This window comes from Marinococcus sp. LNHM3E3-2.2 (assembly GCF_056034385.1).
The window spans coordinates 134,351-154,064 of sequence record NZ_JBQLIC010000003.1; the positions used below are offsets into that span (position 1 = coordinate 134,351).

Below are 19,714 nucleotides of genomic sequence, written 5' to 3' on the forward strand. Positions count from 1 at the left end.
TCCCGGGTTAATAATTCAGCCGGAGTGCAGCTAGCAGACACTCCGGCTTGTTTAAATTGTGCGGGCATTGATAGTAATGAAAATTACAATCGGCTACAATGGACAATAGAAGAAGGGGGTTTCTATGGTGAAAGAATTAAAAGTGAGAAATACGTTGTTAACAAACGAACGTCCATGTGTATGTGTTCCGCTTATAGGAATAAGTGAAAACGAGCTGCTTGACGAAACAAAGCACATTATTCAAAAAGAACCAGATCTGATTGAATGGCGGGCAGATTTTTTTGAAGATATTGGTGACTTTAAAAAAGTATTAGAGGTCCTTGAACAGGTAAGAAAAGAAATTGGAGAGGTTCCTTTGTTGTTCACGATTCGTTCTATATACGAGGGTGGACAAAAGATCGAATTAAATGAAAATGATAAAATTGAGTTGATAAAAAAAGTCTGTGCTACCCGCCACATAGATTTCATAGATTATGAATTAGAAAATAATCAGGAGTATATCGAAGAGGTTCAAAAAAATGCGGCGAAAAACAATGTGAAATTAATATTATCTTTTCACAACTTTCATCAAACTCCTAATGAAGAGGAAATGCTGGCTAAGCTTCATAAAGCGAGTAATAACAAAGCAGACATAGCTAAGCTGGCAGTGATGCCCAATAATATGACTGACGTCTTGACTGTTTTGCAGGTGACAGAGAAAACAAATGATGAACTTGCTATTCCGGTGGTTACTATGGCTATGGGCTCTGACGGAGCAATAACCAGACTCGCCGGATGGAAAACAGGCTCTTTATTTACTTTCGGCATTGGGAAGGGAAGTTCAGCTCCAGGTCAGGTGCCAATTGAATTGATTAAAAGTATGGAAGCTCCTTTGAAGTCTAATAATAAATGAACCGGCGAAAGCCGGTTTTTATTGACTAATAAAAAGATAACGTTTACAATTAAGTAAATTGGTTAGCCCAATATTATGTTTTCCAGGGAGTATGAGTTAGAATCGAAAACCAAACTAAAAAAAGAAAGTATGAGTTTATTGAAGAAGAACTGTTGCGGCTGATAGAAGAAGGAACTATGCTTCCAGGCGACAAACTGCCGGCTGAAAGGATGCTTGCCGAAAGACTGTGCTGCAGCAGGACGTCTCTGAGAGAAGCTTTTCGCGTTCTTGAATCAAAGGGTATTATCGTTTCCCGAATAGGGGGAGGCCGATATTTACAAAGTATTTATCAGCAGCAGGACTTCAATTATGATCCTGTAAAAGCAATGGAACAAACAGCGATTCTGCATTTCATTGAGGCAAGAGAAACACTTGAGCCTAATATTGCCCGGTTAGCCAGTGAAAGAGCGACATTAGAACAACTTGAGGAAATAGAGAAAAACATGAAATCGATTCAAATAGACACTAATGTGGATAAAAGCTTTCATCTTTCGATAGCAGAAGCCTCTGGAAACTTTGTTTTTGTAACAATGATGAAATCGAATTTAGAAATGATCTATAAGATGCGCAGTAAAATGATGGAAAATAAAGAAAGATATAAACAAGCCCAACAAGAACACGAAGAAATATTCCGTCATATAAAAAATGGAGAAGGAAAAAAAGCCGAAAAATCCATGCGGAATCATTTGCAGTACCTGAAAATAAATATTAAGGAAAATTAGGTTATATTTTTTTTAATTTATTAGATCGATCTAATAGGAGGAGTTAAAAATGAACATGAGTGGGCCATTAGAAGGAATTAAAATTTTGGATTTATCAACGATGATTGCGGCGCCTTTCGGTGCTACGCTGCTGGCTGACTTTGGCGCAGAAGTGACAAAGGTGGAGATCCCTGGCAAAGGGGACACTCTTCGTACAGTTGGGCCTTGGAAAGACGAGGAACCTCTGCGCTGGCCGGGTCTTGCACGGAATAAGAAATCATTAACACTTGATATCCGTACGGAAAAAGGAAAAGAAGTATTAAAAAAGTTAATTGCTAAATCCGATGTAGTTATAGAAAATTTCCGTCCCGGTACGCTGGAAAAATGGGGGATTGGCTACGAGGAAATGAAGAAACAAAACCCTGAAATTATTTTGTCCCGGGTTTCGGGATACGGCCAGACCGGCCCTTACAGCTCAAAGGCTGGTTTTGGAACACCAGGAACGGCCTTCAGCGGACATACAGGCATTTCCGGTTTCCCAGACCGTCCACCGGTAAGCCCTGCATATTCCCTGCTTGATTACATTACTGGGATTTATATTGCTCTGGCAACTGTAAGCGCTCTCTACCACCGTGATGTTAACGAAGACGGAGAAGGACAGTCGATTGATATGGGCTTATACGAGTCAATGTTTCGTATGCTGGAATTTCTGGTAGCTGAGTATGATCAGAATAATAAAGTGCGCGAGCGCAGCCCGGGGCTGTCCGGTCATTCCAGCCCAGCAGGGACGTATGGTACCAAAGACGATAAATTTGTCGTATTGGTATGCAGCACAGATTCTACGTTCGACCGGCTTGCAGAAGCGATGGGCAGAAAAGATATGCTGGAGGATGATCGTTATTATACTAACGCAGTGCGTCTCGAGCATGACGATGAGGTGCAAAAAATTGTTTCGGGCTGGATAAAAATTCATACTCAAAAAGAGTTAATGGATAAGTTGGATGAATATGGTGTGCCGGTCAGTCCTATTTATACAATAGAAGACATTTTCAACGACCCCCACTATCAAGCCCGGGAAAATATTGTGGAGATTGAACATCCACGCCTCGGCAGCGTTAAGATTCCAGGAGTAGTACCGAAATTTTCGAAAACGCCCGGCAGTATTCGTCACCGGGCCCCGGATTTGGGAGAGCACAATGAAGAAATTCTGGGAGAAGGTCTTGGGTTGTCTGAAGAGGATATTCAAAGCTTAAAAGAAGAAGGAGTGATTTAAATGGCAGAGACCAGATACCCTGACTCAATCGAACTGTGTGAAGTTGCTCCCCGGGATGGTTTTCAGGCCGAAGACGAATGGATTCCTACAGAGAAAAAAATAGAGATAATCCGTAAGTTAGCCGAAACGGGGGTTTCCTCCATGGAAGTGACCTCTTTTGTGCATCCTAAAGCGATTCCACAATTAAAAGACGCTGAAGAGGTGGTACAGGCTGTCCAGAACATATCCACGATGAAAATGAGGGCATTAGTGCCTAATGTAAAAGGGGCAGAACGAGCCATTGGCGCAGGCATTAAAAAGTTGAAGCTGATGCTGTCAGCGACGGATTCCCATAGCTTGTCGAATGCAAATGCTACGGTGGAAGAAGCTCAAAAAAAATTGGAACCAATCGCAGAGCTGGCAGAAAAAGAAAAAGTAACCGTTGGTGGATCGATTTCAGTAGCTTTTGGCTGTCCGTATGAAGGAAGAGTAACTGAAAAGCAATTATATCCAATACTCAAGAGGTATCAACAAATGAATGTTCAGGAAGTATCCCTGGCAGATACAACCGGTATGGCAAATCCTAAACAGGTACATCATATGCTTCAGGATTTGCAGGCTGCTTTTCCCGATATGACATTTTCGATGCACTTGCACAACACAAGAGGGCTTGCGTTAGCTAATATGGCTGCGGGCATGGAACAGGGAATACGTCGTTTTGACAGCTCAATAGCAGGGCTGGGGGGATGTCCCTATGCGCCGGGAGCTACTGGAAATGTCCCTACAGAGGATGTAGTGCATATGCTGGAGGAGATGGGGATAGCAACTGGTATCAACCTTGAAAAAATTATTCAGACTGCCAAAGAAGTGAAGAATATAATAGGTCATGATGGAGGCAGTTATATGCTTCAAGCCGGACCTAATTCCCAATTGCATGATAAAGTAGAATCGCAAAATAAAGTAAATTAGAAATTTAATGAATAAAAGTTGAAAAACCTGTGGAAAAACCCGTATCATTTGATGTAGATACGGGTTTTTACGTATGGTCAGGTCGCATACATAAGGAGGGTGAAGACTGATGGAAGACATACGCCAGCTCGAGGAAGACCTGCTAAAGCCAAGTATCCGGCGGTCGGCTGTGGAAGTGAGCCGGCTGCTGGCAAAGGATTTCCAGGAAATCGGAGCATCCGGCCGGATTTTTACCCGGGAAGATGTGATTTGTGGTTTAGAGGAGGAGCGTCCCGTCCATAGAACGGTGGCTGACTATAAAACAAAACCGCTTTCGGAGCATTTGTACCTGGCAACCTATACCGTAACGAGCGAGCTGGGGACTTCGCTGCGCAGTTCTATATGGCGGAAGACGGCCTCCAGCTGGGAGCTTGTTTTCCATCAGGGGACGCCCAAAAAAGCAAACCAGCCATAGAAGCAGAACACAATTGCTATTTTCGGCACGAGTGCAGTCAGCCTGCAGAAGGGCAGTAGAGGTGAACAATGTGGAACTATTCCATTACCATTTTTGGACAACAGAGGTAGAAGAAACAGAAGCTTTTTACAGCAGTCATGGATTTGAAGTAGTAGGGCGCTTTGCCCTGGAAAATTATCGTATTAAACGGTATGACCCGCCTATTGGGTGGGATGACTTCCGCCATAAAGGGTTAACGTTCCGGATGATAGAAATGAGTCTCGGCCAGGTGAGGGTCACCTTTGGCGCAGGAAGAATGGATACGTTCGGCTACTTTGGCTATCGTGTAAATGGGGAAGAACATGCCGGTATTCTTCGGCGTGCAAAGGAACATGGATGGGGGATCAACAAAAAAGAAAGAAGAACCTTCCTACAGCCGCCTACCGGGCCGAAGATTCAGCTTGATTGGGCGGAAGAGCTTCCTATTGGAGGAAAAGAGAAGGTGCAGTCTGTCCTCATTACCAGTCCCGAGCCTTATGATTCACACGACTGGCTGACCGTTCTGGGTGCAGAAGCGCTAGTGCCTGCCTGGGAGGAAAAGCGTGCCTTCGAACTTGAAAAAGTAGTTATTCAGGGAGCGGAAGAGACGGAGACTGTGCAGGATCCAAACGGTGTCTATCTGGAATTCCGTCCTTAATGGAAGGAAGAACAGCATGATGAAATATGTAATAGGGATGATTCTGGGGTTTGCGTTGTTTACAGTAAAGCCGAGAACGGCAAAAAGCAGGGAATAGGGAGCGAATACATCTTGGAGTCGTCATTTCGTCAATTAATTATTGTTATTTTAGCTATACTATCGGCTGTGCGTCTGGTCTTCTTTTTTGTGCTGGATCAGCCTCTTATCGATGCCATGATGCCGCTTGCGTTCATGGTGTACTGGATGCTCATTTTATCAATAGCGGACAGCAGACAGCTGTGGAGTGCAAAACGCGAACTAATTACCATACTGGTGGCAACGGCGCCGGTATTGATTGTTTCATTTATCGGGGTCGTAATGGAAGCTCACGAAATCTTTCTTCCGCTGTTTACGAATTCGATGCTTTTAATGGTTCTTATGCCTATTGTTTATAAGTACGGGTTGAAACCAAACGATTCTGATAAAAAAAACTAGAGGAGACCGGATAATGGTGTTTCGAGCGAAAGGAAGCAGACTGCTGTCCGCCTTTGCGGTCATAGCTATTGTGCTGCTGGGGTATTCTATTTTTCAGGCTCTGTTTATGTATGATGGAGGGCCGGGGACCATCCTGAGAGCTGTAATTGATGCGGTTATTATCATTTTAGTGACACAGATTGTATTTTTCACAAAATATGAATTGCACGAAGAGCATCTGGCAGTCCACGCCTCTCTTTTAATCCGGCTGCGTATTCCTTATGACTCTATTCAACGGGTGGAAGAGGTGCCCGGATGGATTAAGGGGGCAACCCCGGAAAGGCTGAAGGTGATTTACCAGGAGGGAAATCGTCATCAGCATATTGCACCGAAAGACGAAGCATTGTTTCTGGAGAAACTGGCTGCGAAAAACAAAAATATTGAAATGCCAAAAGAAGGACGGTTCACGCGGTGAACGGTCCTTCTTCATAATTTGTCGTAAAATTTACGAAGGAAATAGAACCCAATAGAAGCTAAAACCATTCCGGCAATAATTATCGTTACGATAAAAAGCACTGTAGGCACGAATCTTCCTCCCTTCGCTGCAAATTCCTGCTGTTATAGGTATTTACCCCGGGAGGCATAACCGCAAGCATCTTTATTTGAACAGCGGGGCCTAAAGGATCTTGTTCAATAAATATAAAAAAGCACTGGCTTAAAACCAGTGCTGAATGCCGTTAGCATTAATTGCTTTGGCCGGATATTCCGACGGTAGTAACAAGCGTTTTTATTTTTTTCAGATTTGGACCGACGACCTGATATCTTTTGTCGTCCGTAACAATAATAGTAATGGGAACGAATTTTTCGTTTAATGCACCGAACTCCTGGTTCGCCTGTGGGTCATTGACGATATCTTTTTCAATAAAAGAAATACGGTTTTCCTGAAACCAGCCTTTTACTTTAGCACAGGAGGAGCAGTTTGGCTGGGTAAAAATCTGAACTTCATAATTCATATATATTCCTCCAATCGGGTGTGGGTGTACCGCGGCGCCTTTGTATTTATACGATTATGATAGTATACCAAAGTGCCGGAGAACGCAATGGAGAGGACAGAGGGCCAGGCCGTAGAATACTATTGAATAAGAACGTACGTTTGTGAAAAGAGGTATTGTCCGCTATAATAGAAGGAACAGAAAACTGCGCGTATAAGGGGGCGTAGGAAATGAAGCAGGAGGAACAAAAGCTCCGGAAGATTATTCATATTGATATGGACGCTTTTTTTGCAGCCATTGAACAGCGCGACCAGCCCCGTTTACGGAACAAGCCTCTAGTAGTCGGAGGTTCTCCCTGGTCAAGAGGTGTCGTGGCTACATGCTCCTACGAAGCGAGGCCGTACGGTATTCATTCCGCTATGTCTTCCTACGAAGCCTACCGAAGGTGCCCGGAGGCCATTTTTATTAAAGGGAACATGGAGAAATACAGAGAGGTTTCGCGTGAAATTATGGCCATCTTTCATGACTGCACAGATTTGGTGGAGCCTCTTTCCCTGGATGAGGCTTATCTCGATGTGACAGAAAACCACTGGAACCTCCCGTCCGCTACGCTCGCAGCTAAAGAGATACGGAAAAGAATTTATCAAAAGACCGGTCTCACTGCCTCTGCCGGTGTTTCATATAATAAATTTCTTGCAAAGACGGCTTCGGATTATGATAAGCCGGATGGTCTGACAGTTATTACTCCAGACCGGGCGGATGCTTTCGTAAAGGCTCTTTCCATTGGTGATTTTCGCGGAGTGGGAAAGGTAACCAAACGAAAATTTGATTCACTCGGCATCGCAACCGGGGAAGACCTGCAGCAGCTGAGCGAAGCAAGGCTCGTGGAATTGTTTCATAAGCAGGGTCATGTTTTTTACCGTCAGGCCCGGGGAATCGACGAACGTCTGGTGAATCCGGAAAGGGAGCGGAAATCGCTCGGAAAAGAGACGACGCTTTCGCAGGACCTTCTGCTTGTGCAGGATATGCTTCCAGTCATTGAAGAGCTGCTTGATCAGGTGCTGGCCAGGCTGAAAAAGGACGGCATAAGAGCCAAATGTATTGTGCTGAAAATAAAATTTGCTGATTTTCAGCAGATAACCCGCCGGTCCACGCTCGAGCACCCGAGCAATGATCGTGCGGAGCTCCTCGAGGCTCTGCGTCTTTTACTCGAGGAAGGGGTCTCCGGGGGAGATCCTGTCCGGCTTCTGGGAGTTACAGCTTCGGAATTTTACGGTCCGGGAGAAGTAACGGGAGGTCGTGGCAAGGTTTACAAAACAGTTAATTACGAACAGCTGCGTCTATTTTAAAACGCAGCTGTTTTAGTTGATTAACTGGAGAAGACGCCGAAGAAGAAAATAGCTATCAAAGCTAAAAGCATAACTATAATAAAAATGAGAAGCGTCAGTAACAGGGCAAACACTACAAATGCCCCGAACGCTTTACCGCCGGAGAAGCCGGCAGCGGCGGAAATTAAATTCACCTGGGTGACAATAGTCCAAATAGAAGCAGCGGCTGTGAGAACCCCGGCGATGGCTGTAAGCATCGTAGCCGTGTCATCATTGCCCGCAAGTTGTCCGATGTATAGTAAACAAATGAGGGGGAAAATGATAGCCTGCGGAAAAAGGGAGAGTCCGTAAATAGTCCGGGCTTCCCGGGCGTTCATACTGCCCTGGAATATCAAAATAACGAGCTTTAGGATCAGTCCATTCAAGTAAAAAGTGACAATTTGAAATATAAGGAACGCGGCGATAATACCGGTTGCTGCCAGAAACGTAAAAAAAGCGGAATCCGTTTCAAGCGGTGCCGTTTCCCGGGTGTTTTGTGCAAAGGCCTGAGACATTCCGGCAATGATAACGATCCAAAGGGCGGTGGAGTGAAGCTTTGGATGATCGCTTAATTGCCGGTACGTTTTTCGGGGTGCAGTAAGCAAAGCTGACAGCTGCCTGGGATTCATAATGATCATTCCCCGCTTTCCTTAATGTATCTTTTTTCCATCTAATGTTAGTGTACAATAGTTTGAAGAAAGAAAACAGGTTGTATAAGGAGGTTGGGCCGTGAATGCCAGGCTATTTTCTATTTTAGAAACACTGGAACTGTTTGACGAAATGAAATCCATTCAGCGTGCTTCATTAAAGAAGGATGGCGACCGGGAGAACGACGCAGAGCACAGCTGGCATTTATGCATGTATGCCCTGCTTTTGTATCGGGAGGTTGATCCGGATATGGACATTGCGAAAGTAGTGGAAATGCTGTTGATACACGACCTGGTGGAAATATATGCCGGCGATACGTTTGCGTATAACGAAGAGGGTAAAAAAGATCAGGAAGAAAGGGAATGGCAGGCAGCGGAAAAGATAAAAAGCAGGCTTCCGACTGAGCTCGGGCGTTGGTACATGGAAAGATGGCGTGAATTTGAAAAGGAAAAGAGTACCGAGGCAGACTTTGCCCGTTCGCTTGACCGGATGCAGGCTATGGGACAGAATATTTTTACCAACGGAGCTTCCTGGAGAAAAAACGGTGTCCGGCCGCAGGACGTGGAGAACCGGGCACAGACATGGAAAAACAGCAGCCCTGCTGCAGAAGAAATTTTTGCTCATTGGTGGCATGAAGCGTTAAATGAGGGGTATTTCACAAGCGAGGATTGACTAGAGCAACGTTCAACTAACACCCCGGAAATATCTTATGGTACAATTTTCCCAATGTGATATTTAGAAGGGATGGAAGAGATGTCGACGATGAGCAGTGCGGACAAAGTCACTTTGTATTATAAAGAAGCGGGCCAGGGATATCCTGTTATTTTTCTGCACGGACTGACTGGAGATCACACGATGTTTGAACGTGAAATGGATCAGTTGAAAGACCAATTTCGCGTTATAGCACTTGATATGAGAGGGCACGGCAGGTCAGACAAGCCTGAAGCATATACATTGGAAGATCATATACAGGACGTACTGCACATGATGGATGAGCTCAGTATTGAATCAGCTCACCTGGTCGGTGTTTCAATGGGGAGCTATATAGCTCAGGGTGTAGCTGTTGAAGCTCCAAAAAGAGTGGCGAAACTTGTGTTAACAGCACCGAAAGCACATGGAAAAACGTCTTCCACGGCGCGCTTGTTTGCTGAGCATGAAGCCGAGCTGAGCGGTCTTTCCCACCGTGAAAAACTAAATAAAGCCTCGATGTATATCTATCATGATATTGGCAAGGTACAGGATTGGTCAAAGCAGATCGAAGACCGTGCTGTCGAGCTGAATGCCGAAGAAGAGCAGGCAGCGTCTGATGCTTTAAAGGGGTTTGACTTCCGGGACCAGCTTCCTTTTGTAGAAGCGGACTCACTTGTGATCAGCGGAAAATACGACGGCCTGAATCCGCCGGAATACGGGAGGGAAATAGCTGATCTGATTCCTTCGTGCCGGTTTGTGGAATATGAACATTCGGGTCACGGCATAAACGTTGAAGAGCATGAACGATTCGTAGAAGAAGTCAGAGAATTTTTGAAATAAAGCCGATAAAAAGAGCAAGAGCACGTTTACTAAACGAATCGGCCTGCTCTTTTGCTCAGAACGCCGGAGAGCCGCTGTGATTTTCAATTGAAGAGGCAGATATTCAATTGAGTCGATAGAAATAATGGTTTTTGAAGGGTTTAAGCTGTTTTTAAGGTGTGAAAGGTTTGAAAAGCTATTTCCCAGATTAAAATTGTTATAAAATAATATTGATTTTTATGTGGGATATGTTATCATATGGAATATGAAAATAATTAAGAGGTGATGAAAGCATGGCTGATCGTAAAAATGTACAAACAACCGGTTCAGGTGCTCCAGTAGGAGATAACCAGAACTCGTTGACAGCAGGCACCAGAGGTCCCACTCTTATTCAGGACGTACACCTTTTAGAAAAACTTGCTCACTTTAACCGCGAGCGCATTCCTGAGCGTGTCGTTCACGCAAAAGGCGGCGGTGCTCATGGTGTATTTGAAGTGACAAACGATGAAATTTCTAAATATACCAAAGCTGATTTCTTAAGCGAAAAAGGCAAAGAAACACCAATGTTCATCCGCTTTTCCACAGTGGCGGGCGAATCCGGTTCAGCGGACACAGTACGTGACCCGCGCGGTTTCTCCGTGAAATTCTATACAGAAGAAGGTAACTACGACCTCGTAGGTAACAATACGCCAATCTTCTTTATTCGTGACGCTATTAAATTCCCGGATTTCATCCACACACAAAAACGCGACCCGCAGACGCACCTGAAAGATCCGGATATGGCATTTGACTTCTGGTCCCTTTCTCCAGAGTCGCTGCACCAGATCACGTATCTGCACGGTGACCGTGGTATTCCGGCAACGTGGCGCCACATGAATGGCTACGGCAGTCACACATTTAAGTGGGTCAACGACCAGGGAGAAGCATTCTGGGTAAAATACCACTTTGTCAGTGATCAGGGCGTTAAAAACCTTGACGAGCCAACAGCAAATCAAATAGCTGGGGAAAACCCGGACTATCATACAGAAGATCTATTCAATGCTATTGAAGCAGGAGATTATCCTTCCTGGACACTGTATGTACAGATCATGCCTTATGAAGAAGCACTCACGTACAAATGGGATCCGTTTGATGTAACTAAAATCTGGTCGAAGGAAGACTATCCACGTATTGAAGTCGGCCGTATGACATTAAACAAAAATCCTGAGAACTACTTCGCAGAAGTAGAGCAGGCTGCGTTTTCTCCGGGACACTTCGTACCTGGCATTGAGGCTTCTCCAGATAAAATGCTGCAGGGACGTCTTTTCTCTTACTCCGACGCTCACCGTTACCGCGTAGGGGCGAACCATGAGCAGATTCCGGTTAACAAACCAGTAAGCGGGACAAACAACTATCAGCGTGACGGCTTTATGCGTACAGATGACAACGGCGGCGGTTCGAAAAACTATGAACCGAACAGCTACGGTGGTCCTACTGAAGACGCGGCAGCAGAAATCAGCCCGTTTGATGTAGAAGGCAAGGTTGCAAGCACACCTTATCCTGACGACGATCACTACACGCAGGCAGGCGACCTGTACCGCATGATGAGCGAGGACGAAAAGCAGCGTCTCGTTGATGCATTTGTGGGCCACATGAAACCAGTCCGCAAGGATGAAATTATTAAACGTCAATTAGAAATCTTCTACAAAGCGGATCCAGACTACGGACGCCGCATTGCAGAAGGACTCGGCTATAAAGTACCGCAAGAAGAAGCGTAAGCAGTATCACCGTTTGCGCAATCACCAATTTTAATTTTATGCATCATCCACTCACAACTTGCACCCGTGCCTTTTCAGGCACGGGATTTTTTTATGAAAAAAGCCGGGATCCAAAGAAATTCTTCGGAACCCGGCTTATGCAGTGAAGTTTCAGCGCCTCTGTTTATATTTTGAAAAGAAAGACGAAAATGTTTCAGCACGTGGTATGATAAAGACAGATGAAAAAATGCATCGTTTAAGAATTCAGCATGTATGTAATAGCTTCCGCAACGCCGTGCTCGTCGTTTGTGCCAACAATATGGTCGCTAATGGTTTTGACTTCATCCACAGCGTTTCCGATAGCGACGGCATAGCCGGCTGTTTTTAGCATACTGATATCATTGTAATTGTCTCCGATGGCGGCAGTATCTTTTAACGGTACAGCAAGCTCTGTAGCAAGTCTTTCAAGCGCAAGCCCCTTCGAAGCTCCCGTATGTTCAACCTCAAAATTATGATCACCTGAAGTAACGAGGGTTAAATCTTCCCGGTTTTTAAAGTGGTCAATGCCTGTCTGGCGCTTTTCTTCGATGAAAGAGACCGCCAAAATATTATACAGGGAAACGTTCATATCATGCAGATCGAGATAGCTTTCAATAAAAGAAAATCCAGTTTGGCTGTACTGCCGTTCCGCTGCCTTCTGCATGGAAGCTGTATCTGCATGAGGATTGGCGCTTTTAATACGGTCCTGCTCGATTTGAAGCAGCTCCCGGCTGTTGTGGGGAGTGTAGATTGCTTTTTCTGTAAACGCTTCATAATAGAATTCGTGCTGATGCAGCCATGAAAGTACTTCCATCCCTGTCTCCTTTGGAAGTGGCACAGAGATATACAACTCACGGGCGGGAGAATGAACAGCAGCCCCGTTCGCAGAAATCACCCACGGGTGAAGAGAAGTGTTTTTAAGTATATTCCATACGTCAAAGTGGGCTCTGCCTGTAGCAATAACGATATCAAGGCCATTTCCGGCCGCTGTTTCAAGTGTTTGTATCGTTTTGTCATCTAATTGGTTTTCGCTGTTTAAAAGAGTGCCGTCCAAGTCAATTGCGACCATTGAAAACATGTTGTGTCCTCCCATTACTAGACGAGGTTAAAAGCATAAACCTTTTATACTTTAACATAAAATATCGTGAACAACGAAATTACGCGCAAAAATTTGTATAATAATGGTAACATGATTATACAGCTTCGTTCGGAAGATGTGTAAAAATCCTGGATTGCTCATGTCCGGAGAATCTTTTTAATGGCCGTAGAAGGATATGGAAAAGTAAGACAAGAAGGTATCAAAGGAAAAAGAATGCGCAGGATATTGAATAGGGGGCGTGGTTATGTACATTAAAAGAACAGAAGACCCGGTGCTGCTCAGCCAGTTAAATCAGTCACTGCACGAATGGCACGTAAACCTTCATCCTGAACTTTTCTTCCCTTATGATCAGCCGTCGGCTCAATCATATTTTGAAAAAAAGCTCGCTGACGACTGCCACATGTTTTTTATCGCTGTCGAAGACGAAGAGCCGCTGGGGTACGTCTGGCTTGAGCTTCGCAAAGAAAAAGGCAGCGATTTTAAACGTCCCTCGCACTACGGCTACATTTACCAGATTGTAGTGAAGGATCAACACCAGGGCCAGGGCGTCGGAGCTTTTTTAATGAAAGAGGCGGAATATGCTGCGCGGGACTACGGGGCAGATAGGCTTGAGCTGGACTATTTGGCACAGAATTATATAGCAGAAGCCTTCTATAAAAAAATCGGGTATGAACCAAAACGGGTTACAGTGCATAAAGAGCTTTAAGAGGATGGGGGCTGGAGAGATGGTTACGAGTCATACGAATATTATTATCGCCGGTACAAGCATCGAAGGACTTGTGCTGGCACGGGCTTTGGAACGCTATGATGTAAATGTCCGACTGCTTGAAGCTAAAAAGTCCCCTGCCCACGAACCAAAAGCACTGCTTCTATATGCGCGGACGCTGGAAATGCTAGAAAGCATTAAACTGACAAAGCCATTGCTGGAGATAGGTATACCCTATCATTCACTGGAATTCAATTACGAAGGAAAAAAGATTTTTACTCCCTCCTTCGATTTTTTGAAAGAAGAATCTTTGTATCCATATGTATTGTCGCTCGCTAACTGTGATGTACAGCGTGTCCTGCAGCGTGCGTTAGTGAAAACATCTGTGGAATGGGGCACGCGCATTACGCAGCTGAAGCAGAATGGTTTAAAAACAGAAGCGTTAATCGAAAAAAATAATATGGAGGAGCGGATAATTGCTGATTATGTCGTCGGGGCCGACGGGATTGAAAGTGTTGTCAGGGAGCTTGCTTCCATTAAATGCAAAATGGAGGGCGGCTCTGAATTAATAATGGCAGATATTAATACAGAGCAGCGGATGACAAACAATGCTCCGTCCATGATGTTTAATAAAAAAGGAATTATGTTTGCCGCAGACCTTCCCGGTCACCAGGCAAGAATCATGATGATCGACCGCGACAACCCAGACGCCCGCCTTAAAAATACGGAAGCTTCTCTGCGGGGGCTCTATCAAAAAATCACTGGCCGCCCGTTGTCAATGCAAAAGGCGGTGACGGTGCAGTCGAAGCAGGCTGTGTTTCATCAGGCAAAAGAGTTTCGGGCAGGGGACGTGTTTTTAGTCGGTGAAGCGGCACATGCTCATCACCCGATGACAAGCCAGAGTGTGAATCTAGGCATCCAGGACAGCATTAATTTAAGCTGGAAGCTTGGAATGGTATGTGCAAGGGCCTGCCCGGAAACACTGCTTAAGTCATATGAGACTGAACGGCTTCCAGTCGCAAGAAAAGTTAACCGGACGACGGATTGGACGGTTCGAAGCCTGACTGTGCAAAAGCCGATTGCTGTGCAGGCAAGAAACCGAACGCTGAAAATGGTGGAGATGATTGAACAGCTCCCGGAGGCCTTTATCCGCCGACTGTCGCATTTGTCTGTGAGATACCGGGCGTCGGCACCGCCGTTGAAGGAAGAGCTCAGGCGTGAAGGCGTACTGCATCCAGGAGACAGAGTGCCTGATGCAGCATTAACGGATTTTGAGAACCGTAAAACCAGGTTATATGAGCATTTGCAGGAAGGAAAATTTTTATTTGTGATGCGCACAAGCGGCAGCCGGATTGATAAGGAATATGCGTTTATTAAGAGGTGGATTCGTAAGTCCGCGCCGTATTTTGGCAGCATGGTACAGCCTGCGTTAGTCGCGCCGACACCGACGATGGGACAGCCTGATGATATTTTATGCTGGAGTGAAAGGCATTTAAGCAGGGAATTCAGGCAATTAATTGGGCCGGGGGAATCTATGCTCGTACGGCCGGATGGTTATCTGCTTTTTCACAGCGATGCTGCAGGATGGAGCAGCTGGAAGGATGCAGTTGAGCTGTTTCTTGCAGCGGGGGCTGAATGGGACCTCGAGGAGCAGGAAGCGCGGAAGTGGTATCAAAATTTCAAGCTGATCAGCCGCAGATGGAAAAAACAGCTGACATTCAGTAAATAAGAAAGCTTCCCTTAAAGCCGGTACCGTATACAGCGGACGCCGGCTTTTTGAAACGCCAGGACATGTATTACGTAAAAACGAAAGAAAACATTGACATATACATTCCAAAAATAGGAAAATGAACGGGTTGAATGCCTATAAGTAAGGAGAGGAAACCATGTCATCGATTTTAGAAGTGAATGATGTACATAAGCGTATTCACGGTAAACAGATCATTCAAGATCTGAAATTCTCTGTCGAGCCGGGAGAGGTTTTTGGCTTTCTTGGACCGAACGGCGCGGGAAAAACGACGACGATCCGTATGATGGTCGGACTAGCCCCTATTTCGTCCGGAGATATTCTTATCGACGGGTACAGCATCCAAAAATCATACGCGAAGGCGATTAAACAGGTTGGAGCCATCGTGGAAAACCCGGAAATGTACAATCATCTAACAGCGGAAAAGAATCTGGTCCATTTTGCCAGGATGAATGGCAAGGTGGATCACGAACGCATTGACGAACTGCTCGGACTTGTAAAGCTGGAGCATGTGAAAAAGAAAAAAGTGCGGACGTTTTCGTTAGGAATGAAGCAGCGGCTCGGTATCGCCCAGGCGCTTTTGCACCGGCCGAAGCTGCTGATTCTGGATGAGCCAACTAACGGCCTGGACCCGGAAGGGATTCGAATGGTTCGGGCTTACCTGCGCCGGCTTGCCGAGGAGGAAGGGCTTGCTGTGCTTGTTTCGAGCCATTTGCTCTCAGAAATGGAGCTGATGTGCGACCGTTTCGCAATTATCCAGGACGGTAAGCTGATTAACATTGAAGATCAGCGCGTCTCAGAAGAAGAAGGGCGCCAGCTTCCTTACCAGATTGATGTAGGTCCGCAGAAGCTGGAGGCTGCCATGCAGGTGGTGAAAGAAGCTTATCCGGATCTGAAAATAGAAGAAGCAGACCAACGGCTGACGATCTACATAGAAAAAGAGAATGTCCCTGCCCTGCTGCGCTATGTCATAGAAGCCGGATTTGACCTTTACGAAGCAAAAGAAGACAAACAAACGCTCGAAGACCGGTTTCTTCAAGCAACGTCGAAGGAGGGCTCCTCATGATCCGCCTGATTCAAAACGAATGGATGAAGCTGTTCTGGCGTATCAGTACATGGGTGATGACGGCGATTCTGCTGCTCGGAGTGGTAGGTGTTCTTATTTATTCCCTCACTAATCAGCCGTCAGCGGAAGAGCTACCGTCTGAAGAGCAGTGGAAAGCTCAGCTGGAGCAACGGATTGAAGAAGATCAGCAGGCGCTCGAGGACAGCGGGGCTGCAGCGGAGTTCTACGAGCAGAGAATTGCGGAAGACGAATACCGTATTCAAAATGATCTCCCGCCGCAGAGCGCGACAGGGGAAAGCGTCTGGTCGTTCATGAGCACGAACGCAGGGCTGCTCGATCTGCTGAGTATTTTTGTTATTATTGTAGCGGCTACGATCATTTCCTCTGAGTTTAAAAGCGGGACTATTAAGCTGCTGCTGGTCCGCCCGCCGTCCAGGATTAAGATACTAACGTCCAAATACCTCACAGTGATCCTTTATGCTATTGCAATGCTCGCTCTGCTTTTCGGGGCCTCATTTATCCTGGGAGCTCTTTTCTTTGGATTTGGTGAACCTTCCACCCAGTTAATCTACACGGACGGAGAGGTCGAACAACGGCCGCAGGTGCTTGCCCTTGCGATCGATTACCTGACCGGCTCAGTGAATTTTGTCATGCTTGCGACACTGGCTTTTGCCATTTCAGCCATTTTCCGGAGTGAAGCGATGGCGATTGCCATCAGTGTTCTGTTATACGTAGTGGGCGCCGGTGTAACAAGTACTCTGGCTATTGCCTACGACTGGCCGAAGTACCTGCTGTTTGCAAACACGAACCTGAATCAGTACTTTACAAGTGGTGGACCGCCGGTGGAGAGTATGACGCTTGGTTTTTCCGTTGTCGTCCTGATTGTGTACTGGCTGATTTTTATGGGGTTTGCGGTGTGGATGTTCAAAAAAAGAGAAATCAGCGTAACCGGTTAACGAAGGTTGTTTGAATCCCGGTATAGACAGGGAACAAAATAACTGAAAGTAAATGAAGAGGAGTGTGCGCCTATGGTGAAACGTACGGCAGAAAAAGTGCTTGGAATTATTGCGGCTGTTTTAAGCGGCCTCGGCATCGTTTTAGGAATTATTTTTCTATTTGTGGACGTCTCTGCGATAGAGGAAGCAAATCAGATGATTCAGGAGGAAGGAACAGGAGAGACGCTGAATGCTCAGGAGGTGGCTGCGCAGGCTACAAATCTGGGAATCAGCCTGATTATCTTTTCAGCGGTCGCAACAATCCTGGCGGTGATAGGCGTCTTTCTGTTGAAGCGCAATAAACGCTCTGTCGCTTCCGGCATTTTGTTTTTCCTTGCGGCGATTGCGGGCTTTATAGCAGTCAGCTTGTTTGCAATTGTTCATTTTGTCCTGCTCGTGGTGGCAGGCATTATGGCAATTGTGCGCAAGCCGAATACGCCAGCCGATAATTCCACAGAGGCACAGGAATATCCGGAATAACAGAGACGGGGCTCCGAGAAACTCGGAGCTCTTTTTTATGAGGAGGATTGGATGAGAATACTGGTGATTGCCGATACCCATATGCCGAAAAAGGCAAAAAAGTGGCCGGAGGAGCTTTATAAGGAGTTTGCAGAGGCTGATTATATTATTCATGCCGGAGACTGGCAGGACCCGGGCGTGTGGGAAGATTTAAGACAGTATGCTCCGCTTACGGGAGTATATGGAAATGTGGACGGAGACGATATGAAAGATATCGTGAATGAAAAGGAGGAAGTCGTGCTTGAAGGGTGGCGTATAGGTATCGTGCACGGGCACGGCGAAAAAGGGACAACTGAAAAAAGGGCCGGAGAAGCGTTTGCCCCCGGCCAAAAGGATATTATTATTTTCGGTCATTCCCATATTCCTTACCTGCGGTATGCTGGAAAAACATTGATGTTTAACCCGGGGTCACCGACAGATAAGCGTAAAGCGGCGATGTTCTCATACGGGTTGCTCGACCTCAGTCATGACCATTTTGAAGCCCGGCATGTATTTTTTCCCAGGAAAAGCTAAACGAAATACTGAAGATCCGAAGCATTGGTCGGGTAAGCAAACATCGTCCGGGATAAAGAGCTCGCCGGGATTTCGTGCTGGATGACAAGCGTCATATAGTTAATGAACGAGGCAGCATCGCTGTTTAATGCGTGGGCACCAACAACGGTATCTTTTTCTTTATCAATAATTAATTTTACAAAAGCTGTTTTTTCATTTTTATGCTTGTACGTAAACCACGAGCTGACGTCTTCAGTAACTGTAGAAAGTCCGCGGGCGGAGGCAGCATCGCCTGTCAGACCTACCGCTGTTAAACCGGGCACGGTGAATGCTGCAGAAGCGATCGGTCCGTATTGAATGGGCGTACTGTTGTTTTCGAGCAGGTTGGTGGATGCGCAGCCTGCCTCAAAGCCGGCTAATGGAGTTAACGGGCTGCCGGCTGTATCGGCGCAGTCGCCGGCAGCATAAATATTTTCATTGGTCGTGCTCTGCAGATATTCATTTACAGTCACACCCTGCTTTTTATTATAGGCAGCGTCTGCTTTTTCCAGATCCAGCGTTTGTACGTTCGGTGTACGGCCACTGCCATGAACGATAATATCGCCATAAAAGGTGTATTCTGTATTCGTATAAACCTGATAGCCTTGACTCTCGGGACGTATTTCGTCTGCTTCGGTATGCAGGTGTACATGCACACCGATCGATTCGGAGTAGTCAATGAGCTTTTGGACAAGCTCAGTATCAAATCCTTTCAATGCACGATCTCCGCGCTGTAGAATATGAACATCGGCTCCCGCCCGTTTGGCAAGGTGGGCAAATTCAAAGGAAATATAACCGCCCCCGATAAAAACAATGCTTGATGGCAGCTGATCGAGTTCGAGAAAATCATCGCTGCTGAGCATATGTTCAGATCCTTTAATCGGAAGAGTGGCAGGGCTTGCGCCGGTGGCGAGCACGAATTTTTTACTCTTAATATGGCGGCCACCTACTTCTATCGTTTCCCGGTCGATAAAACGGGCGCGTCCGTGCAGGGTGTCGATCCCGCTGTCTTTTAAGCTTTGTTCGATAGTTTCCGGCACGCCCTGGACGAACGTGCGCTTGAAATTCATTAAATCTTCCCAGTGGATGGATAAATTGCCTTCAAGACCAAGGCCTTGCAGGCGCTGGGCCTGGTCGAGAACCTCTGAAGCATGGATGAGCACCTTCTTCGGGTCGCATCCACGCAGGGCGCAGGTGCCGCCGTAGGGACGTTCATCCACTATTGCTGTATTCCATCCGGCTCCGTTTAAGTTTCCTGCAGCGGTCATGCCCGCCGAACCGCTCCCGATTACGATCGCGTCATACATAGTATTTACCTCCTTTA

The 19,714-nt window shown here is 46.1% G+C and carries 22 protein-coding genes; 18 read left to right on the forward strand and 4 right to left on the reverse strand.

All coding sequences use genetic code 11. The features are described from left to right. The first annotated feature begins 127 nt into the window (after positions 1-127). The 8 genes from aroD to ACTRXF_RS05645 all read left to right on the forward strand — a co-directional run bounded on the left by aroD (position 128) and on the right by ACTRXF_RS05645 (position 5,911). Entirely contained in the window at positions 128-892 is a 765-nt protein-coding gene (gene aroD / locus ACTRXF_RS05610; RefSeq protein ID WP_474278247.1) for a type I 3-dehydroquinate dehydratase, read from the forward strand. A 137-nt stretch (positions 893-1,029) separates the two neighbouring features. Beyond that, positions 1,030-1,653 carry a FadR/GntR family transcriptional regulator gene (locus tag ACTRXF_RS05615; RefSeq protein WP_474278380.1) on the forward strand — a complete coding sequence of 208 codons (624 nt, stop codon included), beginning with the start codon at positions 1,030-1,032 and terminating at the stop codon, positions 1,651-1,653. Positions 1,654-1,702: 49 nt separating this feature from the next. Further along, entirely contained in the window at positions 1,703-2,905 is a 1,203-nt protein-coding gene (locus ACTRXF_RS05620; RefSeq protein WP_474260959.1) for a CaiB/BaiF CoA transferase family protein, read from the forward strand. After that, a complete protein-coding gene (locus ACTRXF_RS05625) occupies positions 2,906-3,853 on the forward strand; it encodes a hydroxymethylglutaryl-CoA lyase (protein ID WP_474278249.1) in 948 nt (315 codons plus the stop codon). Positions 3,854-3,962: 109 nt separating this feature from the next. Beyond that, positions 3,963-4,307 (forward strand): nuclear transport factor 2 family protein, encoded by a 345-nt coding sequence (locus tag ACTRXF_RS05630; protein WP_474278251.1) that lies wholly within the window; start codon positions 3,963-3,965, stop codon positions 4,305-4,307. A 61-nt stretch (positions 4,308-4,368) separates the two neighbouring features. Then, entirely contained in the window at positions 4,369-4,983 is a 615-nt protein-coding gene (locus tag ACTRXF_RS05635) for a hypothetical protein (protein ID WP_474278253.1), read from the forward strand. A gap of 111 nt (positions 4,984-5,094) precedes the next feature. Continuing rightward, positions 5,095-5,457: a hypothetical protein gene (locus tag ACTRXF_RS05640; protein ID WP_474278255.1), complete on the forward strand. Its 363-nt coding sequence runs from the start codon at positions 5,095-5,097 to the stop codon at positions 5,455-5,457. Between the two features lie 13 nt (positions 5,458-5,470). Continuing rightward, complete coding sequence (locus ACTRXF_RS05645) at positions 5,471-5,911, forward strand: PH domain-containing protein (protein ID WP_474260965.1); 441 nt, start codon at positions 5,471-5,473, stop codon at positions 5,909-5,911. Between the two features lie 268 nt (positions 5,912-6,179). Here the strand turns inward: ACTRXF_RS05645 and ACTRXF_RS05650 are convergent, their stop codons facing one another. After that, positions 6,180-6,449, reverse strand: a complete 270-nt coding sequence (locus ACTRXF_RS05650) for a glutaredoxin family protein (RefSeq protein WP_474260966.1) — start codon at positions 6,447-6,449, stop codon at positions 6,180-6,182. A gap of 209 nt (positions 6,450-6,658) precedes the next feature. On the opposite strand from ACTRXF_RS05650, the gene dinB reads away from it, so the two are divergent. Beyond that, positions 6,659-7,777 carry a DNA polymerase IV gene (gene dinB / locus ACTRXF_RS05655; RefSeq protein WP_474260967.1) on the forward strand — a complete coding sequence of 373 codons (1,119 nt, stop codon included), beginning with the start codon at positions 6,659-6,661 and terminating at the stop codon, positions 7,775-7,777. A 20-nt stretch (positions 7,778-7,797) separates the two neighbouring features. On the opposite strand, the gene ACTRXF_RS05660 is transcribed toward dinB, so the two are convergent. After that, positions 7,798-8,433, reverse strand: a complete 636-nt coding sequence (locus ACTRXF_RS05660) for a YIP1 family protein (RefSeq protein ID WP_474260968.1) — start codon at positions 8,431-8,433, stop codon at positions 7,798-7,800. Positions 8,434-8,524: 91 nt separating this feature from the next. Here ACTRXF_RS05660 and ACTRXF_RS05665 point away from each other — a divergent pair, with 91 nt between their 5' ends. The 3 genes from ACTRXF_RS05665 (at position 8,525) to ACTRXF_RS05675 (ending at position 11,709) form a co-directional block, all read left to right on the forward strand. Further along, positions 8,525-9,115, forward strand: a complete 591-nt coding sequence (locus tag ACTRXF_RS05665; RefSeq protein WP_474260969.1) for an HD domain-containing protein — start codon at positions 8,525-8,527, stop codon at positions 9,113-9,115. An 81-nt stretch (positions 9,116-9,196) separates the two neighbouring features. Then, complete coding sequence (locus ACTRXF_RS05670) at positions 9,197-9,973, forward strand: alpha/beta fold hydrolase (protein WP_474260970.1); 777 nt, start codon at positions 9,197-9,199, stop codon at positions 9,971-9,973. Positions 9,974-10,245: 272 nt separating this feature from the next. Then, positions 10,246-11,709 carry a catalase gene (locus ACTRXF_RS05675; protein WP_474260971.1) on the forward strand — a complete coding sequence of 488 codons (1,464 nt, stop codon included), beginning with the start codon at positions 10,246-10,248 and terminating at the stop codon, positions 11,707-11,709. A 235-nt stretch (positions 11,710-11,944) separates the two neighbouring features. Here ACTRXF_RS05675 and ACTRXF_RS05680 read toward each other — a convergent pair whose 3' ends face one another. Then, a complete protein-coding gene (locus tag ACTRXF_RS05680) occupies positions 11,945-12,805 on the reverse strand; it encodes a Cof-type HAD-IIB family hydrolase (RefSeq protein WP_474260972.1) in 861 nt (286 codons plus the stop codon). 265 nt (positions 12,806-13,070) lie between these two features. Between ACTRXF_RS05680 and ACTRXF_RS05685 the strand changes: the two genes are divergently transcribed. The 6 genes from ACTRXF_RS05685 to ACTRXF_RS05710 all read left to right on the forward strand — a co-directional run bounded on the left by ACTRXF_RS05685 (position 13,071) and on the right by ACTRXF_RS05710 (position 18,372). Then, positions 13,071-13,532, forward strand: coding sequence for a GNAT family N-acetyltransferase (locus ACTRXF_RS05685; RefSeq protein WP_474260973.1), 462 nt, complete (start codon positions 13,071-13,073; stop codon positions 13,530-13,532). Between the two features lie 19 nt (positions 13,533-13,551). Beyond that, positions 13,552-15,261, forward strand: a complete 1,710-nt coding sequence (locus tag ACTRXF_RS05690; RefSeq protein WP_474260974.1) for an FAD-dependent oxidoreductase — start codon at positions 13,552-13,554, stop codon at positions 15,259-15,261. Positions 15,262-15,418: 157 nt separating this feature from the next. Continuing rightward, positions 15,419-16,345 (forward strand): ABC transporter ATP-binding protein, encoded by a 927-nt coding sequence (locus tag ACTRXF_RS05695; RefSeq protein WP_474260975.1) that lies wholly within the window; start codon positions 15,419-15,421, stop codon positions 16,343-16,345. Then, positions 16,342-17,301 carry an ABC transporter permease gene (locus ACTRXF_RS05700; protein WP_474260976.1) on the forward strand — a complete coding sequence of 320 codons (960 nt, stop codon included), beginning with the start codon at positions 16,342-16,344 and terminating at the stop codon, positions 17,299-17,301. Before ACTRXF_RS05695 ends, ACTRXF_RS05700 begins: the two co-directional genes overlap by 4 nt. Positions 17,302-17,373: 72 nt before the next feature. Then, positions 17,374-17,820, forward strand: a complete 447-nt coding sequence (locus ACTRXF_RS05705; RefSeq protein ID WP_474260977.1) for a DUF4064 domain-containing protein — start codon at positions 17,374-17,376, stop codon at positions 17,818-17,820. Positions 17,821-17,871: 51 nt separating this feature from the next. Then, positions 17,872-18,372 (forward strand): metallophosphoesterase family protein, encoded by a 501-nt coding sequence (locus ACTRXF_RS05710; protein WP_474260978.1) that lies wholly within the window; start codon positions 17,872-17,874, stop codon positions 18,370-18,372. Here ACTRXF_RS05710 and ACTRXF_RS05715 read toward each other — a convergent pair. Beyond that, positions 18,369-19,697, reverse strand: coding sequence for a dihydrolipoyl dehydrogenase family protein (locus ACTRXF_RS05715; protein WP_474278257.1), 1,329 nt, complete (start codon positions 19,695-19,697; stop codon positions 18,369-18,371). The two genes, ACTRXF_RS05710 and ACTRXF_RS05715, sit on opposite strands and share 4 nt — an antisense overlap. Between the last annotated feature and the right edge of the window lie 17 nt (positions 19,698-19,714).

Coding starts and splice junctions, on each gene's coding strand:
- ACTRXF_RS05620 (WP_474260959.1), top strand. CDS start 1,703: ATGAACATGAGTGGGCCATTAGAAGGAATTAAAATTTTGGATTTATCA.
- ACTRXF_RS05625 (WP_474278249.1), top strand. CDS start 2,906: ATGGCAGAGACCAGATACCCTGACTCAATCGAACTGTGTGAAGTTGCT.
- ACTRXF_RS05630 (WP_474278251.1), top strand. CDS start 3,963: ATGGAAGACATACGCCAGCTCGAGGAAGACCTGCTAAAGCCAAGTATC.
- ACTRXF_RS05645 (WP_474260965.1), top strand. CDS start 5,471: ATGGTGTTTCGAGCGAAAGGAAGCAGACTGCTGTCCGCCTTTGCGGTC.
- ACTRXF_RS05650 (WP_474260966.1), bottom strand. CDS start 6,449: ATGAATTATGAAGTTCAGATTTTTACCCAGCCAAACTGCTCCTCCTGT.
- dinB (WP_474260967.1), top strand. CDS start 6,659: ATGAAGCAGGAGGAACAAAAGCTCCGGAAGATTATTCATATTGATATG.
- ACTRXF_RS05660 (WP_474260968.1), bottom strand. CDS start 8,433: ATGATCATTATGAATCCCAGGCAGCTGTCAGCTTTGCTTACTGCACCC.
- ACTRXF_RS05670 (WP_474260970.1), top strand. CDS start 9,197: ATGTCGACGATGAGCAGTGCGGACAAAGTCACTTTGTATTATAAAGAA.
- ACTRXF_RS05675 (WP_474260971.1), top strand. CDS start 10,246: ATGGCTGATCGTAAAAATGTACAAACAACCGGTTCAGGTGCTCCAGTA.
- ACTRXF_RS05680 (WP_474260972.1), bottom strand. CDS start 12,805: ATGTTTTCAATGGTCGCAATTGACTTGGACGGCACTCTTTTAAACAGC.
- ACTRXF_RS05685 (WP_474260973.1), top strand. CDS start 13,071: ATGTACATTAAAAGAACAGAAGACCCGGTGCTGCTCAGCCAGTTAAAT.
- ACTRXF_RS05690 (WP_474260974.1), top strand. CDS start 13,552: ATGGTTACGAGTCATACGAATATTATTATCGCCGGTACAAGCATCGAA.
- ACTRXF_RS05695 (WP_474260975.1), top strand. CDS start 15,419: ATGTCATCGATTTTAGAAGTGAATGATGTACATAAGCGTATTCACGGT.
- ACTRXF_RS05700 (WP_474260976.1), top strand. CDS start 16,342: ATGATCCGCCTGATTCAAAACGAATGGATGAAGCTGTTCTGGCGTATC.
- ACTRXF_RS05705 (WP_474260977.1), top strand. CDS start 17,374: ATGGTGAAACGTACGGCAGAAAAAGTGCTTGGAATTATTGCGGCTGTT.
- ACTRXF_RS05710 (WP_474260978.1), top strand. CDS start 17,872: ATGAGAATACTGGTGATTGCCGATACCCATATGCCGAAAAAGGCAAAA.
- ACTRXF_RS05715 (WP_474278257.1), bottom strand. CDS start 19,697: ATGTATGACGCGATCGTAATCGGGAGCGGTTCGGCGGGCATGACCGCT.